At 50.6% G+C, this 25,812-nt stretch carries 24 protein-coding genes and 10 tRNA genes; 6 read left to right on the top strand and 28 right to left on the bottom strand.

The features are described from left to right. Nucleotides 1-39 precede the first annotated feature (39 nt). Together ACJJIN_RS01720 and ACJJIN_RS01715 are read left to right on the top strand one after the other, a co-directional pair. Entirely contained in the window at nucleotides 40-555 is a 516-nt protein-coding gene (locus ACJJIN_RS01720) for a hypothetical protein (protein WP_444896631.1), read from the top strand. 317 nt (nucleotides 556-872) lie between these two features. After that, on the top strand, nucleotides 873-1,124 hold the full coding sequence (locus ACJJIN_RS01715; protein WP_444896630.1) for a hypothetical protein: 252 nt from the start codon (nucleotides 873-875) through the stop codon (nucleotides 1,122-1,124). A 128-nt stretch (nucleotides 1,125-1,252) separates the two neighbouring features. Here the strand turns inward: ACJJIN_RS01715 and ACJJIN_RS01710 are convergent. From ACJJIN_RS01710 to ACJJIN_RS01700, 3 genes are all read right to left on the bottom strand, one after another. After that, nucleotides 1,253-1,340, bottom strand: a tRNA-Ser gene (locus ACJJIN_RS01710). Between the two features lie 634 nt (nucleotides 1,341-1,974). Then, complete coding sequence (locus tag ACJJIN_RS01705) at nucleotides 1,975-2,484, bottom strand: hypothetical protein (RefSeq protein ID WP_444896629.1); 510 nt, start codon at nucleotides 2,482-2,484, stop codon at nucleotides 1,975-1,977. Between the two features lie 1,370 nt (nucleotides 2,485-3,854). Next, nucleotides 3,855-3,942, bottom strand: a tRNA-Ser gene (locus ACJJIN_RS01700). A gap of 887 nt (nucleotides 3,943-4,829) precedes the next feature. On the opposite strand from ACJJIN_RS01700, the gene ACJJIN_RS01695 reads away from it, so the two are divergent. Beyond that, entirely contained in the window at nucleotides 4,830-6,227 is a 1,398-nt protein-coding gene (locus ACJJIN_RS01695) for an adenylate/guanylate cyclase domain-containing protein (protein ID WP_282933535.1), read from the top strand. 29 nt (nucleotides 6,228-6,256) lie between these two features. On the opposite strand, the gene cyoD is transcribed toward ACJJIN_RS01695, so the two are convergent. From cyoD to msrB, 19 genes are all read right to left on the bottom strand, one after another. Further along, nucleotides 6,257-6,577, bottom strand: a complete 321-nt coding sequence (gene cyoD, locus ACJJIN_RS01690; protein ID WP_444896628.1) for a cytochrome o ubiquinol oxidase subunit IV — start codon at nucleotides 6,575-6,577, stop codon at nucleotides 6,257-6,259. Further along, a complete protein-coding gene (locus ACJJIN_RS01685) occupies nucleotides 6,570-7,196 on the bottom strand; it encodes a cytochrome c oxidase subunit 3 (protein ID WP_444894403.1) in 627 nt (208 codons plus the stop codon). The genes cyoD and ACJJIN_RS01685 overlap by 8 nt, the downstream gene beginning before the upstream one ends. After that, nucleotides 7,197-9,272 (bottom strand): cbb3-type cytochrome c oxidase subunit I, encoded by a 2,076-nt coding sequence (locus tag ACJJIN_RS01680; RefSeq protein ID WP_413665088.1) that lies wholly within the window; start codon nucleotides 9,270-9,272, stop codon nucleotides 7,197-7,199. Further along, nucleotides 9,269-10,234 carry a cytochrome c oxidase subunit II gene (locus ACJJIN_RS01675; protein ID WP_444896627.1) on the bottom strand — a complete coding sequence of 322 codons (966 nt, stop codon included), beginning with the start codon at nucleotides 10,232-10,234 and terminating at the stop codon, nucleotides 9,269-9,271. The genes ACJJIN_RS01680 and ACJJIN_RS01675 overlap by 4 nt, the downstream gene beginning before the upstream one ends. A 255-nt stretch (nucleotides 10,235-10,489) precedes the next feature. Continuing rightward, on the bottom strand, nucleotides 10,490-11,071 hold the full coding sequence (locus ACJJIN_RS01670; protein ID WP_444896626.1) for a hypothetical protein: 582 nt from the start codon (nucleotides 11,069-11,071) through the stop codon (nucleotides 10,490-10,492). A 34-nt stretch (nucleotides 11,072-11,105) separates the two neighbouring features. Next, on the bottom strand, nucleotides 11,106-12,638 hold the full coding sequence (locus tag ACJJIN_RS01665; protein ID WP_444896625.1) for a DcaP family trimeric outer membrane transporter: 1,533 nt from the start codon (nucleotides 12,636-12,638) through the stop codon (nucleotides 11,106-11,108). A 179-nt stretch (nucleotides 12,639-12,817) separates the two neighbouring features. Then, a complete protein-coding gene (queF, locus tag ACJJIN_RS01660) occupies nucleotides 12,818-13,648 on the bottom strand; it encodes an NADPH-dependent 7-cyano-7-deazaguanine reductase QueF (RefSeq protein WP_444896624.1) in 831 nt (276 codons plus the stop codon). Nucleotides 13,649-13,656: 8 nt separating this feature from the next. Continuing rightward, nucleotides 13,657-14,430: an ABC transporter permease gene (locus ACJJIN_RS01655; RefSeq protein WP_282933542.1), complete on the bottom strand. Its 774-nt coding sequence runs from the start codon at nucleotides 14,428-14,430 to the stop codon at nucleotides 13,657-13,659. Further along, nucleotides 14,427-15,362 carry an ABC transporter ATP-binding protein gene (locus ACJJIN_RS01650; protein ID WP_413665083.1) on the bottom strand — a complete coding sequence of 312 codons (936 nt, stop codon included), beginning with the start codon at nucleotides 15,360-15,362 and terminating at the stop codon, nucleotides 14,427-14,429. Before ACJJIN_RS01650 ends, ACJJIN_RS01655 begins: the two co-directional genes overlap by 4 nt. A 203-nt stretch (nucleotides 15,363-15,565) precedes the next feature. Continuing rightward, a tRNA-Gly gene (locus ACJJIN_RS01645) sits at nucleotides 15,566-15,641 on the bottom strand. Between the two features lie 33 nt (nucleotides 15,642-15,674). Next, nucleotides 15,675-15,750, bottom strand: a tRNA-Glu gene (locus tag ACJJIN_RS01640). 118 nt (nucleotides 15,751-15,868) lie between these two features. Beyond that, nucleotides 15,869-15,944: transfer RNA gene (locus ACJJIN_RS01635), tRNA-Gly, on the bottom strand. A gap of 33 nt (nucleotides 15,945-15,977) precedes the next feature. Beyond that, a tRNA-Glu gene (locus tag ACJJIN_RS01630) sits at nucleotides 15,978-16,053 on the bottom strand. Between the two features lie 118 nt (nucleotides 16,054-16,171). Next, nucleotides 16,172-16,247, bottom strand: a tRNA-Gly gene (locus tag ACJJIN_RS01625). Between the two features lie 33 nt (nucleotides 16,248-16,280). Further along, nucleotides 16,281-16,356, bottom strand: a tRNA-Glu gene (locus tag ACJJIN_RS01620). A 119-nt stretch (nucleotides 16,357-16,475) separates the two neighbouring features. Further along, a tRNA-Gly gene (locus ACJJIN_RS01615) sits at nucleotides 16,476-16,551 on the bottom strand. Between the two features lies 1 nt (nucleotide 16,552). Further along, a tRNA-Glu gene (locus tag ACJJIN_RS01610) sits at nucleotides 16,553-16,628 on the bottom strand. 159 nt (nucleotides 16,629-16,787) lie between these two features. After that, nucleotides 16,788-17,564, bottom strand: a complete 777-nt coding sequence (locus tag ACJJIN_RS01605) for a DUF1499 domain-containing protein (RefSeq protein WP_444896623.1) — start codon at nucleotides 17,562-17,564, stop codon at nucleotides 16,788-16,790. After that, nucleotides 17,561-17,977 (bottom strand): peptide-methionine (R)-S-oxide reductase MsrB, encoded by a 417-nt coding sequence (gene msrB / locus ACJJIN_RS01600; protein ID WP_444896622.1) that lies wholly within the window; start codon nucleotides 17,975-17,977, stop codon nucleotides 17,561-17,563. The genes ACJJIN_RS01605 and msrB overlap by 4 nt, the downstream gene beginning before the upstream one ends. Nucleotides 17,978-18,163: 186 nt before the next feature. On the opposite strand from msrB, the gene ACJJIN_RS01595 reads away from it, so the two are divergent. Both ACJJIN_RS01595 and ACJJIN_RS01590 read left to right on the top strand, forming a co-directional pair. Further along, a complete protein-coding gene (locus ACJJIN_RS01595; RefSeq protein ID WP_108732567.1) occupies nucleotides 18,164-19,378 on the top strand; it encodes a pyridoxal phosphate-dependent aminotransferase in 1,215 nt (404 codons plus the stop codon). After that, nucleotides 19,378-19,779, top strand: a complete 402-nt coding sequence (locus ACJJIN_RS01590) for a hypothetical protein (protein ID WP_444896621.1) — start codon at nucleotides 19,378-19,380, stop codon at nucleotides 19,777-19,779. Before ACJJIN_RS01595 ends, ACJJIN_RS01590 begins: the two co-directional genes overlap by 1 nt. Before the next feature lie 34 nt (nucleotides 19,780-19,813). On the opposite strand, the gene ACJJIN_RS01585 is transcribed toward ACJJIN_RS01590, so the two are convergent. From ACJJIN_RS01585 to ACJJIN_RS01565, 5 genes are read right to left on the bottom strand one after another with little or no spacing between them, the layout of a single operon-like run. Next, a complete protein-coding gene (locus ACJJIN_RS01585) occupies nucleotides 19,814-20,755 on the bottom strand; it encodes a class I SAM-dependent methyltransferase (protein ID WP_444896620.1) in 942 nt (313 codons plus the stop codon). Between the two features lie 3 nt (nucleotides 20,756-20,758). Next, nucleotides 20,759-21,910, bottom strand: coding sequence for an ATP-NAD kinase family protein (locus tag ACJJIN_RS01580; protein ID WP_444896619.1), 1,152 nt, complete (start codon nucleotides 21,908-21,910; stop codon nucleotides 20,759-20,761). After that, a complete protein-coding gene (locus ACJJIN_RS01575) occupies nucleotides 21,901-23,022 on the bottom strand; it encodes a 4-phosphoerythronate dehydrogenase (protein WP_444896618.1) in 1,122 nt (373 codons plus the stop codon). The genes ACJJIN_RS01580 and ACJJIN_RS01575 overlap by 10 nt, the downstream gene beginning before the upstream one ends. Continuing rightward, nucleotides 23,019-23,912, bottom strand: coding sequence for a 5'-3' exonuclease (locus ACJJIN_RS01570; protein ID WP_444896617.1), 894 nt, complete (start codon nucleotides 23,910-23,912; stop codon nucleotides 23,019-23,021). The genes ACJJIN_RS01575 and ACJJIN_RS01570 overlap by 4 nt, the downstream gene beginning before the upstream one ends. After that, the gene (locus ACJJIN_RS01565; protein WP_413665060.1) at nucleotides 23,909-24,493 is read right to left on the bottom strand and encodes an elongation factor P hydroxylase; all 585 of its coding nucleotides are present in this window, start codon (nucleotides 24,491-24,493) and stop codon (nucleotides 23,909-23,911) included. The genes ACJJIN_RS01570 and ACJJIN_RS01565 overlap by 4 nt, the downstream gene beginning before the upstream one ends. 293 nt (nucleotides 24,494-24,786) lie before the next feature. Between ACJJIN_RS01565 and ACJJIN_RS01560 the strand changes: the two genes are divergently transcribed. Continuing rightward, nucleotides 24,787-25,473, top strand: coding sequence for a hypothetical protein (locus tag ACJJIN_RS01560; protein ID WP_444896616.1), 687 nt, complete (start codon nucleotides 24,787-24,789; stop codon nucleotides 25,471-25,473). A gap of 75 nt (nucleotides 25,474-25,548) precedes the next feature. Here ACJJIN_RS01560 and tusA read toward each other — a convergent pair whose 3' ends face one another. Further along, complete coding sequence (gene tusA / locus ACJJIN_RS01555) at nucleotides 25,549-25,779, bottom strand: sulfurtransferase TusA (RefSeq protein WP_282933554.1); 231 nt, start codon at nucleotides 25,777-25,779, stop codon at nucleotides 25,549-25,551. Between the last annotated feature and the right edge of the window lie 33 nt (nucleotides 25,780-25,812).

Genomic DNA, 25,812 nt, shown 5'->3' with positions numbered 1-25,812 from the left:
TACCCATCCTCACAAAACCTATATCTGGCTACAGTAAGAATGTTCTCAAAGTTATTTAAAAAGAGTAAACCACGAGTCTATCTGGATAAAATGATTGTCGTCTCACAGAATGAATTTAGCAAGATTGGTGCTTGGGGGGCTTTTAAGGGCGGAGATTTAGAGGCGGGCATTCGTCATAGGCTGGTAGAAATTTTCTCCTTACCACATATATCGAGTCGAATAGAACCTAAATCCAATGATTTAGCACTAGAGGTTGTAGTCTTAAAAGTAAGAGGGGGTGAGTTTGACACCGCATACTTTGGAGAATTTGGTGCAATGCCTGTATTCTGGCGGCCAAAGATTGAAGTCGCAGCTAGACTCTATTACGCCGACTCCAATAAAACACACTCCTCTTATAGGGCTCGAGAGAAAATGCCATGGAGAGAATATTTTTCAGGAGTATTCAGCCTAAGAGGGATGCTCAAATATAGGCCTGTTTTTGGAGCAAAAGAGCTAGAACCTATTCTCTATAGAGCATGTGAAAAACTGCTTGCCAGTATGGTGAAGTCAGTATGAAATACCGTAAATTTAGGCAATCCGCTACTACTTACGGACTTATTTTTTCCTGCGATAGAGATATCACAGCCCTAAGATAGGATATTAAAGTAACCAGGACTTTTGAGAGCTATCGAGAGGGTGATTTTTAAGTATAGCCAGATTTGCAGATAAGCTATTAGACTGAAAGGGCTTATCAAACCCATACCCTTTCAAATTTGATAATAATATAAAAAACACACTTGGACTGGCCTTGAAGTAACAATCAGGCACGACTTGTGATGGGTGCTGCTCTAAATCGTATACTTAACAATAACCTTAACTTTCTGGTGATTGTAATGCTCAAAATCAAAGAAGCCGCCGCTTTTATTCTAGTCGCCTCCCTAATGGGATGCTCCTCAGATACTCCAGAGGACCCCAAACCCACCACACCGGTCGGTTCAGACAAGGATGCACACGGGTGTATAAACTCAGCCGGCTACCTTTGGTGTAGTAAAACTAAAGAATGCGAACGACCATGGGAACTTGCAGAGAAGGCTGGCTTTGCTAACACTCCCAGCAATTTTGATGAGTATTGCGGTAATAAATAGGGTCTCTGCCTAGCAGCCTCCTCCATCTATAGGAGAAAGCAGTGACAGCTAAGGTCTTTGATACTCAAGATTAAAGAACAAAAGCTTCAGAAATAAAAAAGCCCGGCATAAGCCGGGCTTTTAGAAGATGGCGGTGAGGGAGGGATTCGAACCCTCGATGCCTTTCGACATACACACTTTCCAGGCGTGCTCCTTCGACCACTCGGACACCTCACCAAATTGTCGCCCTCTGCAAGGGCATTCCGCTCATTATGCGGCCTCCCACGTCACCAAGATCCTTAACAAAATCAATAAGATAGATGCAAGATCGTTAAGAGAGCGCGAACTTTACCTCAATATTAAGAGAAATTCCAGTTGAACTTCAGATGTTTGCGGTCATATTTTATCTAAGGGTGACATACCAAGGTTCAGGTTTACATTTAATGCGACCGTTATGAGTTTGCTTAGCAAACATGATCAAAATTTAGGCGTTACTAGGGAACCAAAGAAGAGTAAATAGCTGTAGCAGAAGTCACAAAGAGCCTCGTCATTTCAATAAACACTAAATGCGGGGGTATCAACAAACACCCTGCACCCTCTCTTGCCAATCTCCCTCCTGTTTAGCAATACTATTACTTCTAGTGTATTATCTAGCCTCATTGTTTCACGTCCTGGTAAACCTTCATAGCGCCTAACTTAAAATCTGAAGAGAAATAGCTGGTAAAGCTAACTTTAGTAAAACCGTCAGCACCTACCTCCAATCAATAAGTATTCAATATGTATTTCTTAGCAAAAGCTGAAATCACGTGGACACTTCATATATTCATTCCCACATAATGTCATCGACAAATACCAACCATGCTACTAACTGTCATTCAATTTGATTAAACCTAATAGGATCCTTCAATTCAATTAAGTCATAGAACTCATCTTGTGATCGGCTAAAAGCTGCAACCTCCTTATAAGCTAGAAATAAAAACGCAACTACCGTCACTTCCTCTCCATTAAATTGAAAAACATCTGAACAGTTATCAAAAAATTCAAAAAATCTCAACCGACTGAAAAATAACCCTCTAATCCCATGCTCATTGAGCAACTCACTCTCCAGTTCAAGCATATCCCCCCAATTAGTGGTACTATCATCAGGGAGGTTAGATAAGTAATCTATCAAATAAGATATCGTTTCAGTTGGCCCATCGGTAACCGTTACAAAAATTTTATTCTTTTTAGGAATTAATCCAGACACTAAATATAAGCCTGTAGGCGACAACCCAACCCTTAGCGCATAGGCCTCTCCCCTTAATAAAAATTTATCAATAGCGTCGGGATCCACAGTGGGACTTTGTTCAAAATAGCTTATTAATCTATCTTCAAAAATCATTAAAAAATCCTCAGGATATTATCTTTTTTCACTAAACTTCTGAATTTTTATTCTTTCAGCTGAACTCATTTAGTTTTTTCCGCCCCCACTTTGGTTGCAGGACCCGGCCAACCCAACGCAATTATCGGCACAATTTTAACATTTATCAGTGCTTTTAGGCAGTACTGACGGAATCAGATAACAGAAAAACCCGCTGTTACAGATAGCCCTCACTATTACCGGCCTCAATTACAAGGTATACAGAGAAGGTAATAATGGATGGAACCACGCATATTACGCCCCCCAATTAGTTTTCAAAAATATCAAAAAAAAGCTCAAGAATAAGCCATCATAGCAACAGTTCAGTCAAGCACTATTTTAATGCCAAACTAAACACCATAAAAGTAAGAAGAATAGACCTTCCCAGGGCCACCACAATCCCAGCCAATCAGATATAAAAGTCTTAGCTGCCTATACTTGAAAAGCGGCTGATACCTTAACAGTTCTGTTCACATCCAATAATTACATTTAACACCTATAATATGAGCAAAGTAGAAGCTAAAACAAAAAGAATAAATAAAAACCCACAAGGAGCACTCTACACAACCCTAACCACCAACAAATAGCACTTAGACAGACACTACAAAAAAAATACGCACCCAAGAACTAGTGAAAAATATTCCTCAAGTATCTTTAAAATTATTCTCCCTCTTTTTCCTAGCCCACTGTTTATTTCCTCAGATACTAGGTGAAAAATTCAGTAAGCATGTACAAATTCATCACCTAAAGCCAACTGTGGCCATATACAGAAATCTCCCCCCCTAAAAAGCACTGCGGTCCTAATCGATTCTTACCTTTAGAAATCCACCCCGTACTTTTTCACTATCATCATAAACTGCAGAATATAAAAAATCTGGACTAACTCACGAGATAGCATCCTTTCATCAACAACTTGTAACGCACTTAGTTTGCACTTGAAAGTGTTTCCACCTATCTACCTACAACATGAGAATTAAATTATAGGTAATCGAAAAACATACAAGGGAGTCGGTCAAAACTTAAAATACAATCTCACTAACCAAGACACTTCATCGCACAATACTCTTACATGACCGCGATTATCTCGAAGGCTTCAAACACAGCAGTATTTATCGAACAGCTAATAAGGACTACCCTGAACAACACCCCATCGGCTCCGGGGCTGCCTACATAGATGACCGGAAAAGTAGACTTTTAGTATTAGAAAGGGCCGAATGATGCAGCTCACGCTTAGTGTCGACTCGAAAGCTCGGCAGCTTTACCCCGCAAGATCACCTGCCAAAAAAACGGGACTGAAGGGGCTGGAAACCCTGGAAACAAAAAAGCCCGGCATAAGCCGGGCTTTTAGAAGATGGCGGTGAGGGAGGGATTCGAACCCTCGATGCCTTGCGACATACACACTTTCCAGGCGTGCTCCTTCGACCACTCGGACACCTCACCAAATTGTCACCCTTCGCGAGGGCTCTCCGCGTTGTAGCGGTCTCTCTCTTCAGCGAAATCTTCAAGGAAATCAGGAAGATAGCTGCTGTGTCGTCGAGAGAGCGCGCACTTTACCCAAATGTTCCTTGTTGTGCAAGCACTAATGCGAAAAAAGTCTCTCTGGCTGTTAAAACGGGGCATCATGAGGGAGCTCAGGCTATCCGCACAAGTCACCACGACTATTTGCCCCTTCAAATGAGCCCCTCAGCTATCGCAGGTTTGGTGACTAGACTCTGTGAGTCGATTGATCCAGGCTCTATATTAGTCCGACCAGCATTAGTTTTCCGGCCTGCTCTGCCCCTTCAGTTCTCCAATATAAGGGCTGTACAACTTATGTAACCCCTTGACTCAAAGGTGAATATAAGCCCGGCTTTATCTGAGGCCGATACCCAACCCCTTAAAGCAGCTATAAGAAAAATTGCCTTTTGCTGCCCCCCCCTTTTCCCTTCACCTGGTACAAGTCGCCCGGATTCCTGAGCTCAGATTGATCTAGGTTAATAATGTCGGAAAAGCACCCTGTCATAATCCTTGGCCTGCTGTAGAGTCAGTGGTCGCTATCTATATAAACCTTGATACACAAAGCCCTAAGGTACCCTCCCTGCCTAAACTGCAAATCTGCCATGAAAATTGGGAGGTTCTGAGGCTAGAGGTGCGGTAATATCACCGGCGACAACAACGAGAAAAATATCACTTGCATGCACAGTTTTTTCGCATTCTGTTCCTCGGAAGAGTAAACTGCGCTGCTGGAGTCACGGCGTGGCTATACGGTGGATGGGGAAATCGGAGCCACCCTATCGCCAACGCGCAAGGTGTTCACTTTCTGCTCAAACGGACAAAGAACAACACAAATGCAGGACCAGCTTGAGGAGAGCACGGGGCGGAATGTTAACCCTCGCTACTCCACCTATTTTCGCACCCTGATTTTATTTGCCGCTGCCGGTACCCTGGCAAACGCGGTGAATTGGGATGCGCCATGGCAATCAGACAAGCTGGTTATTACCGGATCTGCTCTTTTTATCATTGCTTATACCGCTCTCGCCCAATTTATCCTCTACAAAACTGGCGATAAAAAAGCACTGAAAACCCGCCGCTGCCTCTCTTTCCTGGATACAGTACTGATCGGCATCACCATATCCCTGGCAGACTTCAGCATGCTGCCCTCGCTGCTGCTGGTTACCATGGTCCAGCTGAATGCCCTCACTGGGGGCGGCGGTGGTCGCGCTTGGTTTGAGCACAATACCGGCTTATTGGTTGGGGTCGTTATCGGGTACCTGATGCACGAGCCATCTCTGCTAGTGAGCGCTGACCTCACTATCAGCACCGTGAGCCTGATCTGTATTCTGGCCTATTTATGCGCCTATGCATTCTTTACCCACCGCCAGATTGGCCAGCTTAAGGAAGCCAATCACTCCCTGATGGTTGAGCAACGCGTTAGCAAGGTTCGCTCCTACAAACTTTCCAAATACCTGCCACAAAAGCTGTGGCGCTCTGTCACTACCGGGGATGAAGAAGCTCTGGTGACCCAGCGAAAGCTCCTCACCGTTTTCTTTTCTGACATCAAAGACTTCAGCCAGCTCACCGAGGAGTTAGAGGCAGAGACCTTTACCCAGCTGCTCAATAATTACCTCTCCGAAATGGCACGTATAGCTGGACAATACGGCGGCACTATCGATAAGTTTATCGGCGATGCGGTAATGGTTGTTTTTGGGGACGATGAGAGTAAGGGACCCAAGTCAGACGCTCTGCGCTGCGTAGCTATGGCCCTGGCGATGCGTAAACGCGTACGTGAAATGAAGCAGGAATGGTACAACAAAGGTATCTCGCGCCCTCTACAGGTTCGTATGGGTATTAATACCGGCTACTGTACTGTCGGCATTTTTGGTACCGCCAACTACCAGTCTTACACGGTGATGGGTACCCACGTTAACCTCGCTTCACGATTGGAAGGCGCCGCCCAGCCGGGAGAAATCCTGATTAGCCACGAGACCTGGGCCATGATCAAACACACGGTAATGTGCCGGGACAAAGGGCATATCACCGTAAAAGGTATTAGTACCCCGGTGAAGGTTTACCAGGTTACTGATCTGCGTAAGAACCTGGGTGGGCAGCAGAGTTACCTGGAGGAGCATGCCCCCGGATTCTCAATGCATTTAGACCTGGATAAAATCCGAAATTACGATAAAGAAAAGGTTTTACAGTCCCTGCAAAAAGCAGCATCCAACCTGAAGAGCAAAGTTATTATTTAATTTTATAAAAGGTGCGTAAGCGTAAAGCGCTACATAGTTGTATGCATACGCACCGCCAGGTTCCCCATAATCCAGACTGTACCTAACACAATAATCAAAAGAATTAAGCTAGAGAAAAGGATTAACGTCAGGTTATCCCTCCGGTCCCGTTGGGTCGTTACGTTCAAGAAATATTTTAATTGCACCACCAGCTGCGCAACCCCTAGTAACGCAACCAGAATCAAGACACTTTTATTCTCCCTTCCGATCGTCAGCACTGCGGCAAAAGCCGCTAGAGTGAGCACAATAGACAGGATATAACCTGTGATATACAGCCGCAGGTGTTGTGCAAAAGTCGGTTCTTTAGCCATAGACCCAGCCACCGAAATAAACCACGGAAAAAATTCCGATCCAAATCAAATCGAGGAAATGCCAGAATAATGCCAGGCGCAGAAAGCGCAGCTTTACGACATCTCCCAATCCCATAGTGAAAACCTGAACGATCAAAACGATCATCCACAGACAGCCGAAAGTGACATGGAGACCGTGCAAGGGCACTAAACCAAAAAAGGCTGACAGGTAACCACTGCGCTGTGGCACCCCGCCCTTCTCGGCCATCCCGGCAAAGTCGTACAGTTCCAATGCCAGGAAACCCATGCCCAGCAACAGGGTTATCACCACCCAAAATAGAAAGGCAGCGCGACTGCGTTCATGCTTAACAATAACTGTCGCAATACCCGCAGTGAGGCTGCTGGTTAGAAGAAGCATCGTTTGGGCGAACAAGCTGCCGAAATCAAAAAGCTCTTTCGGGCCCGGCCCTCCGGCGGTAGCGCCCACCATGGTGATATAAATCGCAAATACCACCCCAAAGAAAATCAGGTCGCTCATCATGAAGACCCAGAAGCCAAAGATCACCATATCGGGATCTCTGTGGATGGCTTCGTGGGGATTGATGCTGCCCGGGCTTTTCGGTGAAGAGACGGGATTCATTTAGATCTCCAGCTTCGCAAGGCCGACATTTCGCGGGGAATCTTCCAGGTCCCGGCTCACTGCCTCGCTCTTCTCGACCAAGGCCAACCAAGCTTCCGTATCCTTTTCTAACTGACTGGCAGGAATAATATATTCCGTTTCTTTGCGGAAGGTGGCCGCGATAACTGCAACCAAAATGGTTAATGCGGAGATCAGTGCAAGCCACCAGATGTACCAAACCAGGGCAAACATCAAAATTCCACTGACAACGCACAAAATAAATCCGAGAGGATTATTTTTAGGGAGCTCTATGTCTCGATAGACTTTAGGCCGCTTATAGGCTTCACCGTGCTCCTTAGCCTCAGTAAATGCATCCCGATCAGTAACCTTGGGTATTTCAACAAAGTTATAAGCCGGTACTGGAGCGGGAGAGTTCCACTCCAGGGACCGTCCATCCCAAGGATCACCCACAGGAACCTGGGTTTTCTTTCGGTCCCTGATACTTACGATAAATTGAATAACCAGCGAAATTAAGGCCGCCAGAACAATCATTGCGCCGATAAAAGCAACGATCATGTACGGCTTGAATGTGAGATCGGCATAGCTGAATGATCGTCTTGGCATCCCCAATAAGCCGGCGCCATAGAGCGGGAAGAATGTCACCATAAATCCTGCAAACCAGAGATAGGCTGAGCGTTTGCCCCACTTATCATTAAGGCGGAAACCAAATGCTTTGGGGAACCAGTAGTTGTACCCCGCCAAAATTCCAAACAGCACGCCGGGAATCAAAACATTGTGGAAATGCGCCACCAGGAACAGTGTATTGTGCACTTGGAAATCGACAGTGGGGTTAGCCAGGATAACGCCGGACAGACCACCAATCACGAACAGGATTAAAAAGCCGATGGCATAAACCATTGGAGTGGTAAAACGTATTCGACCGCGATACATGGTCGCCATCCAGTCGTATACTTTCACCCCGGTCGGCACCGCGATCAGCATAGTCGCTATACCAAAGGCAATATTGATCGTCGGACTCTGCCCCATGGTGAAAAAGTGATGTAACCACACAGTAAAGGACAGGATCGCAATACACATGGTGGCAATCACCAGGGATTTATAGCCGTACAGAGTTTTGGCCGAATAGGTAGAAAAGACCTCGGAAAAAATACCATAGGCTGGCAACACCAATAGATAGACCTCAGGGTGGCCAAAGAGCCAAAACAAATTGGCATAGTTCATCATATTTCCACCGAGGTCATTGGTGAAGAAGTGGAAATCCAGGTAGCGATCCAAGCCCAACATTAAGGCGGCAACGCTGAGAGGCGGCATTGCGAAAATCATTAGAATGGAGGCGCAGAGTACGGTCCAACAAAACAGTGGCATACGGAATAAGTGCATTCCTGGACCACGGCATTTATACACGGTGACGGTGAAATTAATCCCCGTTAATGTGGTCCCCGCCCCAGAAAATACGATCGCCCATATCCAGTAGTCAGGCCCAACCCCAGGGCTAAAATCCGCCCCCGTATAAGGCGGATAAGCCGACCAACCCCCAGTAGAAAACTGCCCCACCACCAGAGAGACCATCAACAAAATACCGGAAGAAACTGTCACCGCCAGGCTGATTTGATTAAGTACCGGGAAGGCCACATCACGGGCACCAATTTGCAGCGGCATAGCGAAATTAATAAGGCCCACCAAAAACGGAACTGCCACAAAAAACACCATTATGGTGCCGTGTGTACTGAACAACTGGGCAAAGTGATCTGCATAGAGGAAGCCTTCCGGTGCGGCGGCTTGCTGGGCACGCATTACCATCCCCTCCAGCAACCCTCGAACCAACATCACGATCGCAAAAGCGATATACATAATGCCGATTCTTTTGTGATCAGTGCTGGTCAACCAATCCCGCCAGAGTGTTCCCCAGACTTTAAACCAGGTCAATAAAAACAGGATTCCCACTGTTGCCAGTATTACTATCGAGCCCGCCACACTGGCAACGGCCTCACTGACTGAGGGCCGCTCAAGAAACCCGCTAAATACCAGAGAATCCCAATTGAGCTTACCCAGCCAACCGTAATCCAAATTGTTCATGGCTGCGCTCCCTCGGCATCATCCTCGCCTCGGCCGAATTTTCGGGTGCCGGGCTGCTCTTCTATGCTCAGCGGTTTACCGGAGTGATAACGCATTACTATTTCGTGAAAAAGGTCTGTGCCCGGCAAGTTAAAATACAGTGTATTTTCTGGCATCTTGCTATTTCCCAAGACTTTGTATGCTTGTTTTTTGGTATTTCGCTGTGCCAGGCGGTTATAATTTTCTGGACTCAGGACAATCCCACCCGTCCGTACTTGCTTTACCCAGGCTTCAAATTTCTCATCAGTCACAACCTTGACTGCAAAATTCTGGTCGACAAAACCATTGCCGGTATATTGGGTATTCTCCCCTCTGGTGTCGCCGGTTTTTGTACCGATAAAATTGAGCTTTGTCGTCATACCCGGCATCACATAAATCTGCCCAGCCAGTGCAGAAATAAAGAACGACTGCATTACTGTGTCGCTGGTCAATATCATTGAGACTGGAGTGTGTACCGGTACAACCAATTCACCGACTGTTGCAATATCCAGCTCCGGATAGATAAATAACCACTTCCAGTCGAGCCCCACCACCTGCACTTTTACCGGGGGTACAACGCCCTGTATTTCCTTATAGGGATCGAGCCGTGCCGTTGCACGCCAGAGCATCACTGACAGCACAATTATGACCAGGAATGGCACACCCCACATAATTACTTCGAGCGGGCCATAGGTTTCCCATTTTGGCGCATAGAATCCGTGACCTTTTTTTCTTCGGTATTTAAAGAGGATTACTGGCACCAAGATAAATACCGGGAGAACAGCGACCATGGTGAGTGCCATAGCCCAAAAGAAGTGTACTTTCTGCTCCTCTGCCACTGGTCCCAACGGCATCAGAAAAGTTTCAGAAGCACTGGCTGAATAGGGGATTAATAAAATTGAGAGAAAAACTGGCAGAATAAATAATAATCGTGGAGCGTGCACTTCAACACATCTCCAGTAACTTAGATATGCACGCAAAAAAACCACAGGGGCTTTTAGATTCCAATCCATGGTAAAGCCTACCGCCAAAAGTAGTTAGCCGGCATCTATTCCAGCTAACGCTTTGAATTCCCTTTCGAACCATTGAACGCGCACTCTTTAATAGGCCCATCAACGGTTTGTCTCACCAGAATAGCTGAATACAACAGTTCTATTGCCCTGGAGAAAGGTTCGATAAAAATCACGATAAATTAGCGGCTATAAAACGCCATTGCCAGACATAGTGCGAATCATCACCTCTACAAACTCGCGTAAATCTCTCTCATTGGGATGGCGCAGCTCCTCCCCTGAATACTTGTATAAAAAAGTATCCGACTGAACCGACCAATAAACTTCGTCACTAGGCGCCGAATATAGACGTGTCTCCACAACAGCAACCTGGGAGTTGCGGATATTCGGGTTGATCCGTTTTAATGCCAACAATTGGGTAACCAATAAAGTGTCAAATCCTCTCTCCCGGAGTAAGGGTGCAATCTCCCCCATTGAGGGAACACCACTTATTGCCCCGAGAGCACTCCAGGAATGCGCATCAATACCCGTATCCTGCAGCTGCATGACCCACTCCCTTTCTACCTGCCCACCGACTATTGGCCTCGGTACCAGGGTATATGCGAGTACCAGGGTTTTTCCTAAGCTTTGAATACCAATATATGGGGACTGCCATACCCGCGTAACCACGGTACTGGCTGAAGTCCATCCGAGCAGAAGGGAAATCACTGAAAGGCTGCATAACAACCGAATAACTCGTGCTTGAAATACCTTCTCTCGTTTGACTCGCATATACCTGAACACCTCGTTTAAACACTTTACTTTGTTAAAATGTCATTCGGGTCGTAAATTGTGTCCGCACCAAAGACCCCCTATCTCCATCTTTGTCTTTGCGGGCGCCGTAGAGCACCTCGATTCCAGTCAACCAACGGGGAAAGGGTAACCAGACAATATTGATACTGCGGTATTGGGTTGCTTTGTAGGCCTCACCGGGTTGGAAGTCCAGATTATCCTGCCTTACCCTGCCGTAGGTCGCCACGGTATACAGGCAAGGAGTCCACCAGTGCTGGTACCCCAGATACCAGGCTGTAGTGTTTAGTGCCTCTACGGAGTTATCAAAAAAATCATAAGCTGCATCTGGTGGCGCATCATTAAGTAGACCGCTATATCCCGCACCGAGGGACAAAGAGTAATAAAGAACGTCTTTAGAAAGTACGCCGGGCATATTGAAAGTGCCGCTTAAATTTAATCCCCAGCCGGTAGTCGATACGGCTGAATCCGGATCGCCACTCGCGCGCAAATCCCTTAATACCAAACCCGCTTGTACCTGGGACCTAGGCAAGTCCGACTCCAGCGCAAATACCGCATCGGGCCAGCGGGCAACCTCGGTTGCATCCTCGAATATTTGTGAATCCGGCGCTTCAATAGCCACCTTAAAGTAATACTGTGACCCGTACCTCTTAATCCATCGGACCATTGAATGGCGCAAACCAAATGCCGAATTAGGCCCCTGGAAATCCAGGGTATTGGGGACCGCTTCCAAGTTCGCGAATGTTGACCACTGCTGCCCCACAAGAATACTGCCCCCCCAAAGCGCATTACTCACTTCTCCATAAGCTTTGCGCATACGGGGGTTGGGAGTGGTAACACTGGAGTCCTGCAGGAAGTCCATCGAAATCAGGGTTTTAAATTCACGTCCCTCCCAGTGCTGTAGGGTCTCAAATACCAACCTGGAGGTCTGCACGGTAAATTCTGTCTGCCCGTCCGCTCCCTCTGCAGCCGTTTTATCGAAAGTCACAATATCGGCAGGTACAAATTGTGCGGGGCTGATGATCGCGTCGGTATCATAATTGACATCCAAGTCCGCAAAGCCACTGATCTTTGCCTTCATGGTATTTCCCAACAAGGGAATGGAGCCAGGCCACTCCGTTGTCGCATTGGCAATCACATCTTCGATGTCACTGGGGTCAGGTACCGCCTGATCAGTCTGGGCCCGCGGCGGAGGCAGCGAACCAGGTGGAACTTCCTGGCGTATTTCCTCAATCTGTCGCTGTAAGTCATTCATATCCTCCTTGCTCACCGGTGCTTCGACAGGCTGTACAGGAGTTACTTCCAGAGACGGTCGGGATGGTGGTGCCCGTTGCATTTGCTCAATTTGCCGACGCAGGGCTTCGAGGTCTGCCTGTTGTTTCTGAATCTGGGCCTGCTGCTCTTCCAGCTGCTGTTGCTGGGCCTCAATCACCCGTATCAGTTCATCAGCTTTAACATAAACTTCTGCAGTGGAGGGTTGAGAAAAAAGAAGTGGGGCAAAACCGATAACTACGGCAGGAATTACTGGGGACTGGGTATTAATCTCCATCTGTCAGCCTCAACTCCACCTCCTGTGGGGCGGCCAACACAACTACACTGTCGGTTTCCCCGGCCTATCTGGAAAGCGTAGCTTAAGAGACCGCAGCGCCAACCCAGGTCGGCACTAGGCAAAGATTGGAATTGAAGGGCCGTGCCACCGGGGACTCCGGTGGCACTTAAGAAAGGAAATTATTGACGGGCAAAACGCGGAGGCATACGTTTCTCAATGCGAGTCGATCTCAGCGGATTAATATCCAAGCCGCCACGACGGGTATAGCGAGCACATACAGTTAACTCGGTAAACTCCGCCAACTGTTGCAAGTCGCAAAAGATACGCTCGACACAGTGCTCGTGAAAATCCTGATGTTCGCGGAAAGAGACAATATAAGCCAACAGTGCCTCTCGCTTCAGTGCCGGCCCTTTATAGTCCACAACCACTGTCGCCCAGTCCGGTTGTCCCGTTACCGGACAATTACTGCGCAGCAAGTGGCTATAAAGAACCTCACTCACATCTTCCTCACCGCCTTCGAGGGCGAGAAGTGCGGGGGCCGGCTCGTAATTATTCACTTCTATATCGAGATGATCCAGACAGTAGCCCTCTGGCTTCTCAACTGCCAGCGCTGCATCTTCCACATCCATCAGGGTAACGCCGACATTTGCCCCCGCCGCTGCAGAGAGGTCCCGCACCAGGGCATCCTGTACCAATCTCCAGGATTCAAACTTGCTCTGGTTGAAAGAGTTTAAATACAGTTTGAAGGATTTTGACTCCACCATGCAGGGGCTTTCTGCAGGAAAACTAAAACGAGCCACCGCCACCTGTGGTTTGCCCCTGGGGTTCAGCCAGGAAAGCTCAAAACCCCACCATTCATCCTCTCCAAAGAAAGGCATTGCGCCGGCAGAGAGCCCCAACTGGGCTCGGGATACAGAGCGCTGAATTGGATGGAGCAACTCGGGGTTGTAAGTGGATTCGTAGGTGGTCTCCTGCCCCAGGGGGAGGTTTTGCCAGTCTTCTCTTGTCATAAATTTGCTCAATGTCTCAGTCGCTTACCGTGGCTCATCAGATAAATGGCCCAGGATCCCAAAAGCGCAATAAATACCAGGACGCCAAAAAATGCCCCGACAACATTAATATCGGAAACACCCAAAATGCCGTAACGGAAGGAGTTCACCATATAAAGAATTGGGTTCAATTTCGACAACCCCTGCCAAAAAGGCGACAGCAGGTCGATAGAGTAAAACACGCCTCCCAAGTATGTGAGGGGAGTTAATACAAAGGTCGGAATAATAGAGATAGCATCAAAACTATTGGCAAAAATAGCATTGATAAACCCGGCCAGGGAAAACAGCACCGCCGTCAAAAATACAATCGCTACCGTGACAAATATGTGCTCTACCGTCAGCGAGGTAAAAAACATCGCTACGAGAGTCACTATCAACCCCACCATTAATCCCCGTGACACGCCACCGAGAACATAGCCCGCCATAATCACCCAATTCGGCGTTGGCGAGACCAAAAGCTCCTCCACACTGCGCTGAAATTTAGCGCTGTAAAAAGACGAAACTACGTTGGCATAGGAGTTGGTAATCACCGACATCATGATCAAACCCGGCACAACAAACTCGATATACGGATAGCCCCCCATATCACCGATTCGCCGACCAATCAGGGAGCCAAAGATCACAAAGTACAGTGACATAGTGATTACCGGCGGTACAAGGGTCTGTGGCCATATACGCATAAAGCGCCGGACTTCCCGACGGTAAATAGTGCTGAATGATATCCAGATTAATCTGCCCTTCACTCTTCTAGCCCCGACATTTTTTCTTCCGACAACATGGAAAGGAACAATTCCTCCAAGCGATTGGCGCGATTGCGCATACTGGTGACTGTGATGCCCTGCCGCTGCAATGACGCAAATACCTCGGTCAGAGATTGTCCCTTTTCAATAGTGACTTCCAGTGAGTGATTGTCTCGCAAGCGCCCTTCATAACCGGACAAGTCCGGGCACTCAGTGAGAAATTCTGCGCAATCCAGGATAAAGGTTTCCCGGTTCAGGGTTTTCAGCAGTGACTTTATCGAAGTGTTCTCGACAATAGTGCCCTTGTCGATAATCGCTATATTGCGGCAGAGGCTCTCGGCTTCCTCCAGGTAGTGGGTGGTGAGAATAATTGTGGTGCCCTGCTGGTTTATTTTTTCCAGGAAACTCCACATGGAACGCCGCAGCTCTATATCCACTCCGGCTGTGGGTTCATCCAGAATCAGTAATTTCGGCTCGTGAATCAGCGCGCGGGCAATCATCAATCTGCGTTTCATACCACCGGAGAGCATTCGCGCCTGGGTAGCGCGCTTATCCCACAGACCCAACTGCTTCAGGTACTTCTCAGTGCGTTCTTCAGCCAGTTTGCGCGGCATACCGTAAAAACCGCCCTGCGTAACGACAATATCGAACACTTTCTCAAACTGGCTGAAGTTAAATTCTTGTGGCACAACACCTAACAGGCGCTTAGCCGCAGCAAAATCGACGTCGATATCCTCACCAAAAATCGACACTGAACCACCGCTTTTGCGCACCAGGGAACAGATGATACCGATTGTGGTGGACTTCCCCGCCCCATTGGGGCCCAGCAGCGCAAAGAAGTCTCCCGGCTGCACGTCAAAACTGATGCCTTTCAGGGCCTGGAAACCATTGTCGTAGGTTTTCTGTAAGTTATGGATCGATAGCGCAGCGCTCATCTTGCACTCCTATAGTGGGGAGCGTTATTCAACGCGCTTGCCCGAATAATTTCAACCTGAGGGGAGCTAGGGTTTTTCATACACGTCACTTGGTGGGATGAACCGGAACTTGCACAAGTCCCGGGCAAAAGTAACCGTGCAGAAGATAAGAATTACTATATCGGAAAAACAAAAAGCCGCTCGATTGAGCGGCTTTTTATTTTTGGAGCGGGAAACCGGGTTCGAACCGGCGACCTCAACCTTGGCAAGGTTGCGCTCTACCAACTGAGCTATTCCCGCAATTGACCCGGTAGCATTGCTACCGGGTCGTATTGGCATCCCCAAGGGGAGTCGAACCCCTGTTACCGCCGTGAAAGGGCGGTGTCCTAGGCCTCTAGACGATGGGGACAGAAACTTGCACTTCGACCTTGCGATCCGGTGCTGCCATGCTGTCCATGGCAATGCCACTGATTTCTCGGTGGCGTGCTCTCCGAGTTGACTAGAGATCATCTCGCAAAGCGGAAATTTGGAGCGGGAAACCGGGTTCGAACCGGCGACCTCAACCTTGGCAAGGTTGCGCTCTACCAACTGAGCTATTCCCGCAATTGACCCGGTAGCATTGCTACCGGGTCGTATTGGCATCCCCAAGGGGAGTCGAACCCCTGTTACCGCCGTGAAAGGGCGGTGTCCTAGGCCTCTAGACGATGGGGACAGAAACTTGCACTTCGACCTTTCGATCCGGTGCTGCCATGCTGTCCATGGCAATGCCACTGATTTCTCGGTGGCGTGCTCTCCGAGTTGACTAGAGATCATCTCGCAAAGCAGAAAATTGGAGCGGGAAACCGGGTTCGAACCGGCGACCTCAACCTTGGCAAGGTTGCGCTCTACCAACTGAGCTATTCCCGCAATTGACCCGGTAGCATTGCTACCGGGTCGTATTGGCATCCCCAAGGGGAGTCGAACCCCTGTTACCGCCGTGAAAGGGCGGTGTCCTAGGCCTCTAGACGATGGGGACAGAAACTTGCACTTCGACCTTTCGATCCGGCGCTGCCATGCTGTCCATGGCAATGCCACTGATTTCTCGGTGGCGTGCTTTCCGAGTTGACTAGAGATCATCTCGCAAAGCGAAAAATTTGGAGCGGGAAACCGGGTTCGAACCGGCGACCTCAACCTTGGCAAGGTTGCGCTCTACCAACTGAGCTATTCCCGCGTGGCATCCCCAAGGGGAGTCGAACCCCTGTTACCGCCGTGAAAGGGCGGTGTCCTAGGCCTCTAGACGATGGGGACCCAGAAACCTTCTGTCGTTTCGCTCCACCTTTGAGTGTAGCCCTGCGTCAGAAGTGGGGCGCATTCTATGGATCACCGCTAAACCTGTCAACACTCTTTTTGATTTTTTTTCTTTTGTTGTCAGACACTTACAAAACCCAGCCATTTCTGGAGTGCATTCTAGTACCGCTCTGTGCCAGTTCCCTCGAGCACCAGCGCGTGCAGGTGCAACTCTTCCAGAAATTGGCGGATACGCTTCGCATTGGTACCTAAGTCACTGACCCCGACTCGGGAGCTGGAACGCACATCGACTTTGGAGCCACCACCCACGTCAGCGCTGACCCGTACAACGATATCGTCCGTAAAACCGAGGATCGGTGTTTTCGCTACAGCCTCCAGGTGGCCCCGCTGAGGCTCATAGGAAACCACTTTCCAGCCCAGGTCTTCGGCCACTTCAGCAGCGATCTCAGTGGTACGAGCTATCGGGAAGTCCACGTGCAACGGCATTATATCGGCATATATATCCGCCTCCCGCTGCAATTCGGCCACCTTCTCTCCACCGTATTCGGCACTGTTGTCGCCTTTCTGGCGCAACTTCAATACCTCTTGATACTGGGGGGGATTGCGGGTATCGGTACTGATGTCGTGAATTCTTGGCACATCGAAGTTGCCCTTGCCTACGGTTACCAGAGGTATTGCCACCGGCAGCAGTCCGAGCAACGCCGCCCACAGAGCATTGCTGCGCACCAACGGCTTGCTCTTGCTCACTCCCCAAACAAAGACAAAGAGGCTCAGTAGCGCAATTGCCAAGGCTACACCGCCAGAAAACACAAATATTTTGAAAACCACAGAGAAGTGCAGCAACCCGTAACGCAAAGCGGCAGCCGCAAGGACGATCAGCAGTAACAGAATCCACTGCACCCGCAATAGCCAATTACTCCAGTGTGATTCCGTCACTCAGTGTCATCCTCCGTTTCATCGCTGCCCTGGTCCAGCTTTACCGATAGAGAGTTCACACAGTATCGAAGTCCCGTATCGGTGGGGCCATCGTCGAATACATGGCCGAGATGGGCATCGCACTTACTGCAGCGAATCTCTACACGCTGCATACCGTAGCTGCTGTCAGGCAGCTCCTTCACCGCACCTTCATAATGCTCTGCATCAAAGCTGGGCCAACCACAACCGCTCTCAAATTTTGACTGCGAGCCGAATAAAACCTCGCCACAGCAACGACAACGATAGACGCCATCGTCAAAAACATCCCAATATTCGCCGCTAAACGGCGCCTCTGTCCCACCTTCCCGGCAGACCTTAAACTCCTCATCTGTAAGCTTATCCCGCCAGTAGTTCTCATCCATCTGTTTTGACATACTCTAGTGTTTCCGTAATCAATTGGGGTTTCCGGTCAGGCGTCACTTTGTGGCAATGCCTATGTGTATCGGTTCCCGGTTTCCCGCAGGAGTGGTACCTACCGCTGGTGGACATTACCCGGCTTTCGCGCACTGAACTCGCGGCCCTGGGCCGCTCCTGCTCTGCAATAGAGCTTCCAGGTCACCATGAAGGACATCAATAAATCAGAAAAACTGCACGGCGTCTGCTACGAAATTCGCGGCCCCGTGATGGAGCAGGCCCAGCGCATGGAAGAGGAAGGCCACCGCATCCTCAAGCTGAATATTGGCAACCCTGCCCCCTTCGGTTTTAACGCCCCCGACGAGATTATCCAAGACGTCATTCACAATCTCTCTGAGGCACAGGGCTACGTCGAGTCTAAAGGGCTCTTCGCTGCGCGTAAGGCCATTATGCAAGAGTGCCAGACCCTGGGTATCCCGGGCGTCGAGATTAACGATATTTACCTGGGCAACGGCGTCTCCGAACTGATCTCCATGAGCACCCAGGCCCTTCTCAACAATGGCGATGAAATGCTGTTGCCAATGCCCAACTACCCCCTGTGGATGGCCGCCACCAACCTCACCGGTGCCAAGCCAGTTCTCTATCGCTGCGACGAGGAGTCCGGATGGCTGCCTGATATTGAGGATATCAAAGCAAAAATCACTTCAAAAACCCGCGGCATAGTGGTTATCAATCCCAATAACCCTACTGGCGCCGTTTATCCCCGGGAACTACTGGAGGATATTGTCGAGGTTGCCCGCAGTCACAACCTGGTGATCTTCGCCGATGAGATTTATAGCAAGATTCTCTACGACGATGCGGAATTTACCCCGATGGCCAAACTGGCCCCGGACGTGCTCTGCCTGAGTTTTAACGGCCTGTCCAAGTCCTACCGCCTGGCCGGCTTCCGCTCTGGCTGGATGGTTATCAGCGGCACCAAACACAGGGCCAAAGGTTTTATTCAGGGGATGGAAATACTCGCCTCTATGCGCCTGTGCGGCAATGTACCCGCCATGTTCGCAGTACAAACCGCTCTCGGTGGCTACCAGAGTATTAACGATTTGGTCCTGCCCGGCGGGCGCCTGCGCCAACAGCGAGATATGGCCCACCGCATGCTCAATGACATTCCCGGTGTGAGCTGCGTCAAACCTAGCGGTGCTATCTACTTGTTTCCCAAGCTGCATCTGGATCATCATAAGATCGAAAATGACGAGCAGCTGGTGCTGGATTTCCTGCGCCAGGAAAAAATACTACTGGCTCAAGGCAGTGCCTTCCATTGGGATGCACCGGACCACTTGCGTATTGTCTTCCTGCCCCGTGCCGACGACTTATCGCATGCGATGGAACGCCTGGGCGACTTTTTGGAGCGATATTCCTGCTGATGCTGGACGATTTACATATTCACGATTTTTACCGGGATGCCGGCAGGGTACTGCTGGCAATGTTTAATCAATTCCCGGTACCGGCAACCGTTTACGTGGAAGATATTTCCGGCCCCGACTCACCGGATGAGTACGGGCTGCACTCCCCCCGCCATTTAGCCTGCCTGGGGTCCATGACCTGGCTAAAGCAGAGTGGCTATATCAGCTTTTCCCAGCTGGTGCGCCAGGAGGCGATGGAGGATGCGGTATTAACCCACAAGGGTTTCCTGCTAATGATTAATGCCGGAGCTGAGTCCGGGCAGAGCAACGCCCAGTTGCTCAACAGCGCTGTGCGCGAGGGATCATCAGGCCAGTTGCAGGCGCTGATGGAGCGCTTGATGCGGGAGTTTGCCGCGCTGTAAGGGGTTCCTTAATGCGCGGCATTGACAATCACCATTACCGGGATTGGCGACGATATTTAACGTGCAACATTTTTAGGGCAGCATCCGGGTCCCGATCAGGGAAATCCGGGTTCTGCTCCAAGCGCGCTACAACTTCATAACCGCTGTCAGATCCGAGGATTAACTCCCTAAACTGGGCTTCGCTGTGCCGTGGCGAGTTGATCACCATCAGCAGATCCGCCTCAGCGGCGAGACAAGCGGGCAGCTGCCTCAGCAACTTTTCATAATTCTGGCTGACATCGAAGCGACCTTTCTGTCGCGTCGGCGGATCGACAATGCCCAGGTCAAAGGGGCCGCGACGATCGAAGCGCTTGAATTGACGCAGCGCATCGAATTGCAGGAACTGAACCCCTTTGAGGGACAGCCCATTAACCTCGTGATTTTCCCGTCCGCGATTTAAAACACCGCGATTGACATCCACATTTACAATATCGATATCACCTGCCGCTCGCGCGACCGCAGAAAAGGCACAGGTGAAAGCGAAAAGATTGAGCATTTTTGCCGACGTCTGCCCGGCTCTTGCACGCACCTGCTCTTCAAGCCAGGCCCTGCCCGGCTCAATATCCAGGAAGAAACCCACATTTTGTCGATCAAACGTGAGGGGGAATTTAAGGTCTCCACGCTGCGCGACCGGGTCTGTTACCGGCTCACCAAAGTGCCACTGTAAAGGTGCCCCAGGGAGATAGCGTCGCTGCGCAGCGACCCCCTGATAACCTCGCGCCTCGGCCATTTGCCAGAGTTTTTCACACAGCTCTACTTCACCTTCATATTCTTCAAAAAAAGTCACTAACAAAGCGGGGAAAAAGCTGTCGACGCAGACCTGCTCCAAGCCCTCATAGCTGCGACCCCGGCCGTGAAAAAAACGACGGCTGTCGCCAACATTTTGTCCTAGTTTATTTCCAACCTGCTCCAGCAGTAACTGCCAATCTGCACTCATCGTTTATTCAATATCCCCGTTACTCAGTGGATAAAGAATGGCATTCCGGTAGCCGGTAACCACTCGAATAAAACCACTCCACCGTTTATCAAGCTTGGGGTTACCGCTATCGATTAATAGCGGGCGCCCATGCAATTCCGTAATTTTTGTTTTAGTTGCAACCACGATTAAATTATCGCGCCCAACGCGCCGCAGTACATTGGCTGACAATTGTTGGTTACCCCGGCCAATTAAATGACCCTGGCCACCAATGGCGGTGAGAATGATTTTTACCGGCCCGCTGTGATCGGCAATGGCCTGTTCAATTTGCGGCGCACTGACATCCAACTGCAACAACTGGCCATCCAGTAATAAATCCACCCCCAACAGTGTCCCCTCACAGCCCAACTCGCTGAGGATTGCCAATGTAGTAGAGCCTGGGCCAACGACATACAGGGTTTGCGGGTCCAGGTCTTCGGTAATCTCTGCGGCGATATCCGCAACTGCCAGCTCTTCCACTTCGCGGCCGGCATTTTTTACCGCCTGTAAAAACTGACCTTCCTGGGGCACCAGCAATTCGCCGTAGTAACGCGTGGTTACCCGCCCACTGCGGAATGACTGCTCATCAATATCCCGCACTTCACGCTCAGCGAGGTCCACCAGTTGCCCAGCCATCAGACGGCGCAAAACCTCACCACCCGCTTTAGGGGAAATCGCAAAACAGGCGGAGTGCATTTTCACTCCGGCGGGAATACCGAGTACCGGGAAATTATCCCCCAGGGCATTGACGATATTTCTCGCAGTGCCGTCACCGCCAATAAAAACAATGAGGTCTGCACCATTGTTGCGGATAGTGGCAGCTGCACGCTCTGTATCTTCCGGGGAGGATGGCGAGCACTCGGCCACGCCCACTTCACAGACAGAAAAACCGAGTTTACGCGCTGTACTGGCCCCCATATCGCCGGCAAAGCACAGGATTTCCAGCTCATCCTTATAGGGTTTTAACTCTTCAAGGGCCAGCGCCGCACGCTGATTTGCCTGGGGTTCGATACCTGCGTCCAGCGCGCGTTGTACAGTTTCGGCACCATCGCTCCCCTTGAGACCTGCCGGGCCACCAATGCCAGCCCAGGGGTTAATAATTAAACCAAGCTTTTTTACTTGTTTACTTAACTGCACGCCAACCCCAACACTTCCAGTTGCCGCTTCTCTTCGTCACCCAAAGTCTGGGCTGAAGTTTTGTAGTGACTGAACTCCAGGCGCTCGGGATACTCTTTACGCAGCAAGTCAAAAGCCTTCTCCATCGGCACATCACCTGCTGCCGCCGCGCGCAGGCGGCGATCGTCCGTGCGGGGGTTGTACATCTGCAACAGTAATTCTTCTGCTGAGTCTCCCCTGATCTCTTTAGAGGTAACAGCCGGCTGACATTCCGCAGACATAGGTGCAATACCCAATTCCCTGCACAAGGCCTCGCGAATCATACGGGTGCCGGCCAGCTTCCCATCCAGACTGTAACCGGCAATATGCGGTGTCCCCAGGTCAACATGCTGCAATAATTCAGTATCGATATCCGGTTCGTTCTCCCATACGTCCAGTACGGAAGTAAAACGCTTACCCCGCTGGATTTCCGTCAGCAGTGCCCGGTTGTCTACCACCCCACCCCGGCCGGCGCTAATCAATACGCTGCCATCGCGGAGCTGGCGCAACTGCTCTGCTCCAATCATATGGAAACTGGGGTAGGTGCCGCCCTTAACCAGCGGTGCGTGAAGGCAAACAATATCCTGGCTCAGCACCTTTTCCAGCTCACTCGCATCCGGGTTTTCCGGTAGCCAGGGATCGTAAACTGCGCAGGAAACCCCGAGAGCATGCAAGCGCTGCTGCAAAAGCCCGCCAACATTGCCGCAGCCCACTATGCCGAAGCTGCGCCCATGCCAGTCAATTTCCAGTGCGGCCAGGGTGCAGAAAACATACTCCACCACGGAGTTGGCATTGCAGCCAGGCGCGGCGCTCCAGAAGATCTCATTGCGTTCCAACCACTGGGTATCCAGGTGATCAGTGCCTATGGTGCAACTGCCAACAAAGCGCACCCGGGTCCCCTCCAGCAGGCTTTGATCAACCTGGGTGACCGAGCGCACCAGCAAAATATCCGCATCAATTAATTGTTCTCGGCTCAAGGTGCGGCCGTGGTAGCGCTCCAGCGTTCCCAGATCACCGAAATACGCCTCCAACGCAGGAATATTCTCATCGGCGACAATTTTTAATCCCGCACTCTGTGCAGCACTATCCGTCATGTAAGTTCTCCATCAACACCCGCTAAGGTGCGTTCAATCTTCTTGCTCAGGCCACCGATACCAAATTCCTCCGCCAGGGAACGGGCCAGATAGACATCCACCGGCTGTGGGCGCAAATCTGCCAGTTTTATATCCAGGGGAACCCGCTCCTCAAGACTGGTCAGGCGCTTGGCGAGGTGCAGCTGCTCTTCGTATTCCTCTATCCGGGCCACCAATCCCTTGGCTCCGCGAATGGGCATTGTGGCAAGGGTATCGAGCTGCTCCAGCAACATTTCTATAGTGTCGAATGCCTCTAACAGGCGTGCCGCAGTCTTTGGGCCAACCCCGGGTATCCCGGGAATATCATCGCTGGTGTCTCCCACCAGGGCCAGATAGTCGGGAATCTGCTCCGGGCGCACACCGAACTTTTCCCGTACGCCCTCGCCATCCAGGTGCCGGTCGTTGGCAAAATCCCACAGGGATACAGCGCCCCGAGCCAGCAGCTGCCCCAGATCCTTGTCCCGGCTCACGACCACTGGGTTATGCCGGTGCAGCTTCCGGGTTAACGTGGCCAGTATGTCATCGGCCTCGTAGCGCTCACTGGAAAAGCTGGCAATACCCAGTACCTCAGCCATTTCCCGGCACGCCGCCAGCTGGAAAGCCAGGGCTTCATCGGGTAGTGCGCGACTGCACTTATAGTCTGGGTAAATCTCATTGCGAAAACAGCTTCCCAATGATTCGTCGAAGGCGCAGGCAATATAGCCCGGTTGTCGCGCCAACATATCCAACAGGAAGTTAGTAAAGCCGTAAACGGCTTCAGTGGAGTAGCCACTGCGACTCTCCCAGTTGGGCGGCAGCGCAAAGTAGTAGCGAAAAATATATACCGATGCGTCTATGAGATAACTATTCAAGAGAGATCCGCCAATTGGTAGCTGCCCCGGTCAAAAGGATTGGGACAACCGAATTCCTTCATCAGGGCTTCGGCGAATGCACAGGCCCGAGGGTTGGGCCGGGTATCACAATAGTCCAGAACTTGCTGCCAGATGGCCTTTTTAAACGGGTCGCTGGCGCCCAATCCATTCTCCAGATTGTCGGCACTCACGCGGAACTTGAGTCCGCAAGCCCGTGCAAAGATCCATTCAAGGGCCTGTGGCTTGACCTCTACCTGCTCAAACTCAGCCTGCTGGTCGGCACTGCGACCATCCGGCGCATACCAGTAACCGTAATCTGGCAACTGCCGCCGGGCCTCTCCGGCAACACACCAGTGCGCCACTTCATGCAAAGCGCTGGCGGCATAGTCCAGGGTGAACTCTACCTGGTGGTAGGGTTGACCTTCCCCCCTGGGCCTGTAATAGGGCTCGCAGAAGCCCCCGCGAAGTCGGGTATTGAGCCCATTTGGGTCTGAAAAACAGTGATCGAAGACTCTGACGATACGATCAGCCATTGGCAGTTTCGTAGGAACAGAAGCCATTTCTGCGGTTGCAACAGGCAAGGCGTTCTCCGGGATACCTCAAAGGCGGGGACTATATCAACGCCTGCGCCCCGATCAAAGCGCAGGCGCTTGCGGGGCGCAAAAGGCGCTGGTTGTATTTCGGCAAATCAACATATACCTTTAGGAACAGGGATGCCGCAGAGGGCGTGTCCTTCTAGCGTCTCCCCGAGGAGGGAATTAAAGCAATCAAACACCCTCCTGCCCCAGTCTTCCTTCAGAGGTAGGGCATTTCGCTGTCGCACCTTCATCTGACGTGGAGACGGTATACAACCGGCCCTGCAAGGAGGTGTTCCATGACAGACCACAGCATCAACAATGTGGTTGACCTCTTCACCGGCGAGCCCATCGAAACTTCTGCGGACAGGCGCTTTATTCGTCTTTCGCCGGAGCTAGACGGCTTGGAAATGCTCTACTCCAACAACTCCAGCGGCACAGATCTATATAGCCTGAAAGTTTTATGCTGGGGTCTCAAAGCAAATGGCGAGGTCGTAGGCCTCGTTCCCTGGTTAAACACCATAGTGGCCTGTCCCGACATCAAGGACCCTCTCGACGGACGCTTTGAGGGCTACTATGACCCCGGCATCGAGGAAATCTTCCATCAGCCCCCCATTCACAAGGTCGTCGAGCTGGAGACTGCGGCGGAATACTTTGAATACGAGAGCAATAAAGCTGAGGAAGTACTCCAGGAGATCCCCGACACCATCGGCACCCACGCTGTGTTTATGGATGAACAGCGCGAGAACCTGACACTGATTGAGGTCGTCAGCTGGAGGTTGCACGCCGACGGGGAGATTCACGGCATGCTGATAGACCACGATATTGTTGAAACCACTCCGGTTTTACCGGGGGATCACTGCCTGTACCCCGCGCAGGAGAGCGAGGGATTCCGGTACTTTTTCCAACACCATATCGCTAACAAAATTAAATCCGAGGACCCCGAAGCCCTGGCCGCTATCGCAGCCCTGGTGACAGCCCCCTAGGGACTGTTGGGTCTTAATATTCAGGAGTGTGCCAGCCCCCGCCAATGGCATGGGGGCTGGAGCAACCGCGACCCGCTATTCCGCTTTTTTAATCCAGTAGACAAATTCGTCATTTTCCTCTGCGTGCTGTACCAGCTCATATCCAAGAAATTGGCAGAACTTGGGCACATCCCGCTGAGTGGAGGGGTCGGTAGCAACCATTTTCAACACTTCACCATCGGCGACATTACGCACCGCTGAATGCAGCATCATGACGGGTTCCGGGCACAGGAGGCCACGGGCATCTAAGGTGTGATCTGACTTCATAGGTATCATTGTGCGCAATTTTACCGCCGTCGT

This window comes from Microbulbifer maximicatervae (SeqCode) (genome assembly GCF_052467505.1).
The sequence above is the reverse complement of the archived record's forward strand: the minus strand, read 5'-3'. Positions and strand labels throughout refer to the sequence as shown.

Excerpts from the sequence above, each read along its gene's own strand:
- ACJJIN_RS01595 (WP_108732567.1), top strand. The coding sequence starts at position 18,164 with ATGAAGGACATCAATAAATCAGAAAAACTGCACGGCGTCTGCTACGAA.
- ACJJIN_RS01650 (WP_413665083.1), bottom strand. The coding sequence starts at position 15,362 with ATGAGCGCTGCGCTATCGATCCATAACTTACAGAAAACCTACGACAAT.
- ACJJIN_RS01705 (WP_444896629.1), bottom strand. The coding sequence starts at position 2,484 with ATGATTTTTGAAGATAGATTAATAAGCTATTTTGAACAAAGTCCCACT.
- msrB (WP_444896622.1), bottom strand. The coding sequence starts at position 17,977 with ATGTCAAAACAGATGGATGAGAACTACTGGCGGGATAAGCTTACAGAT.
- ACJJIN_RS01560 (WP_444896616.1), top strand. The coding sequence starts at position 24,787 with ATGACAGACCACAGCATCAACAATGTGGTTGACCTCTTCACCGGCGAG.
- ACJJIN_RS01695 (WP_282933535.1), top strand. The coding sequence starts at position 4,830 with ATGCAGGACCAGCTTGAGGAGAGCACGGGGCGGAATGTTAACCCTCGC.
- ACJJIN_RS01665 (WP_444896625.1), bottom strand. The coding sequence starts at position 12,638 with ATGGAGATTAATACCCAGTCCCCAGTAATTCCTGCCGTAGTTATCGGT.
- cyoD (WP_444896628.1), bottom strand. The coding sequence starts at position 6,577 with ATGGCTAAAGAACCGACTTTTGCACAACACCTGCGGCTGTATATCACA.
- ACJJIN_RS01720 (WP_444896631.1), top strand. The coding sequence starts at position 40 with ATGTTCTCAAAGTTATTTAAAAAGAGTAAACCACGAGTCTATCTGGAT.
- tusA (WP_282933554.1), bottom strand. The coding sequence starts at position 25,779 with ATGAAGTCAGATCACACCTTAGATGCCCGTGGCCTCCTGTGCCCGGAA.
- ACJJIN_RS01680 (WP_413665088.1), bottom strand. The coding sequence starts at position 9,272 with ATGAACAATTTGGATTACGGTTGGCTGGGTAAGCTCAATTGGGATTCT.
- ACJJIN_RS01670 (WP_444896626.1), bottom strand. The coding sequence starts at position 11,071 with ATGCGAGTCAAACGAGAGAAGGTATTTCAAGCACGAGTTATTCGGTTG.
- ACJJIN_RS01715 (WP_444896630.1), top strand. The coding sequence starts at position 873 with ATGCTCAAAATCAAAGAAGCCGCCGCTTTTATTCTAGTCGCCTCCCTA.
- ACJJIN_RS01685 (WP_444894403.1), bottom strand. The coding sequence starts at position 7,196 with ATGAATCCCGTCTCTTCACCGAAAAGCCCGGGCAGCATCAATCCCCAC.
- ACJJIN_RS01590 (WP_444896621.1), top strand. The coding sequence starts at position 19,378 with ATGCTGGACGATTTACATATTCACGATTTTTACCGGGATGCCGGCAGG.
- ACJJIN_RS01585 (WP_444896620.1), bottom strand. The coding sequence starts at position 20,755 with ATGAGTGCAGATTGGCAGTTACTGCTGGAGCAGGTTGGAAATAAACTA.
- ACJJIN_RS01575 (WP_444896618.1), bottom strand. The coding sequence starts at position 23,022 with ATGACGGATAGTGCTGCACAGAGTGCGGGATTAAAAATTGTCGCCGAT.
- queF (WP_444896624.1), bottom strand. The coding sequence starts at position 13,648 with ATGACAAGAGAAGACTGGCAAAACCTCCCCCTGGGGCAGGAGACCACC.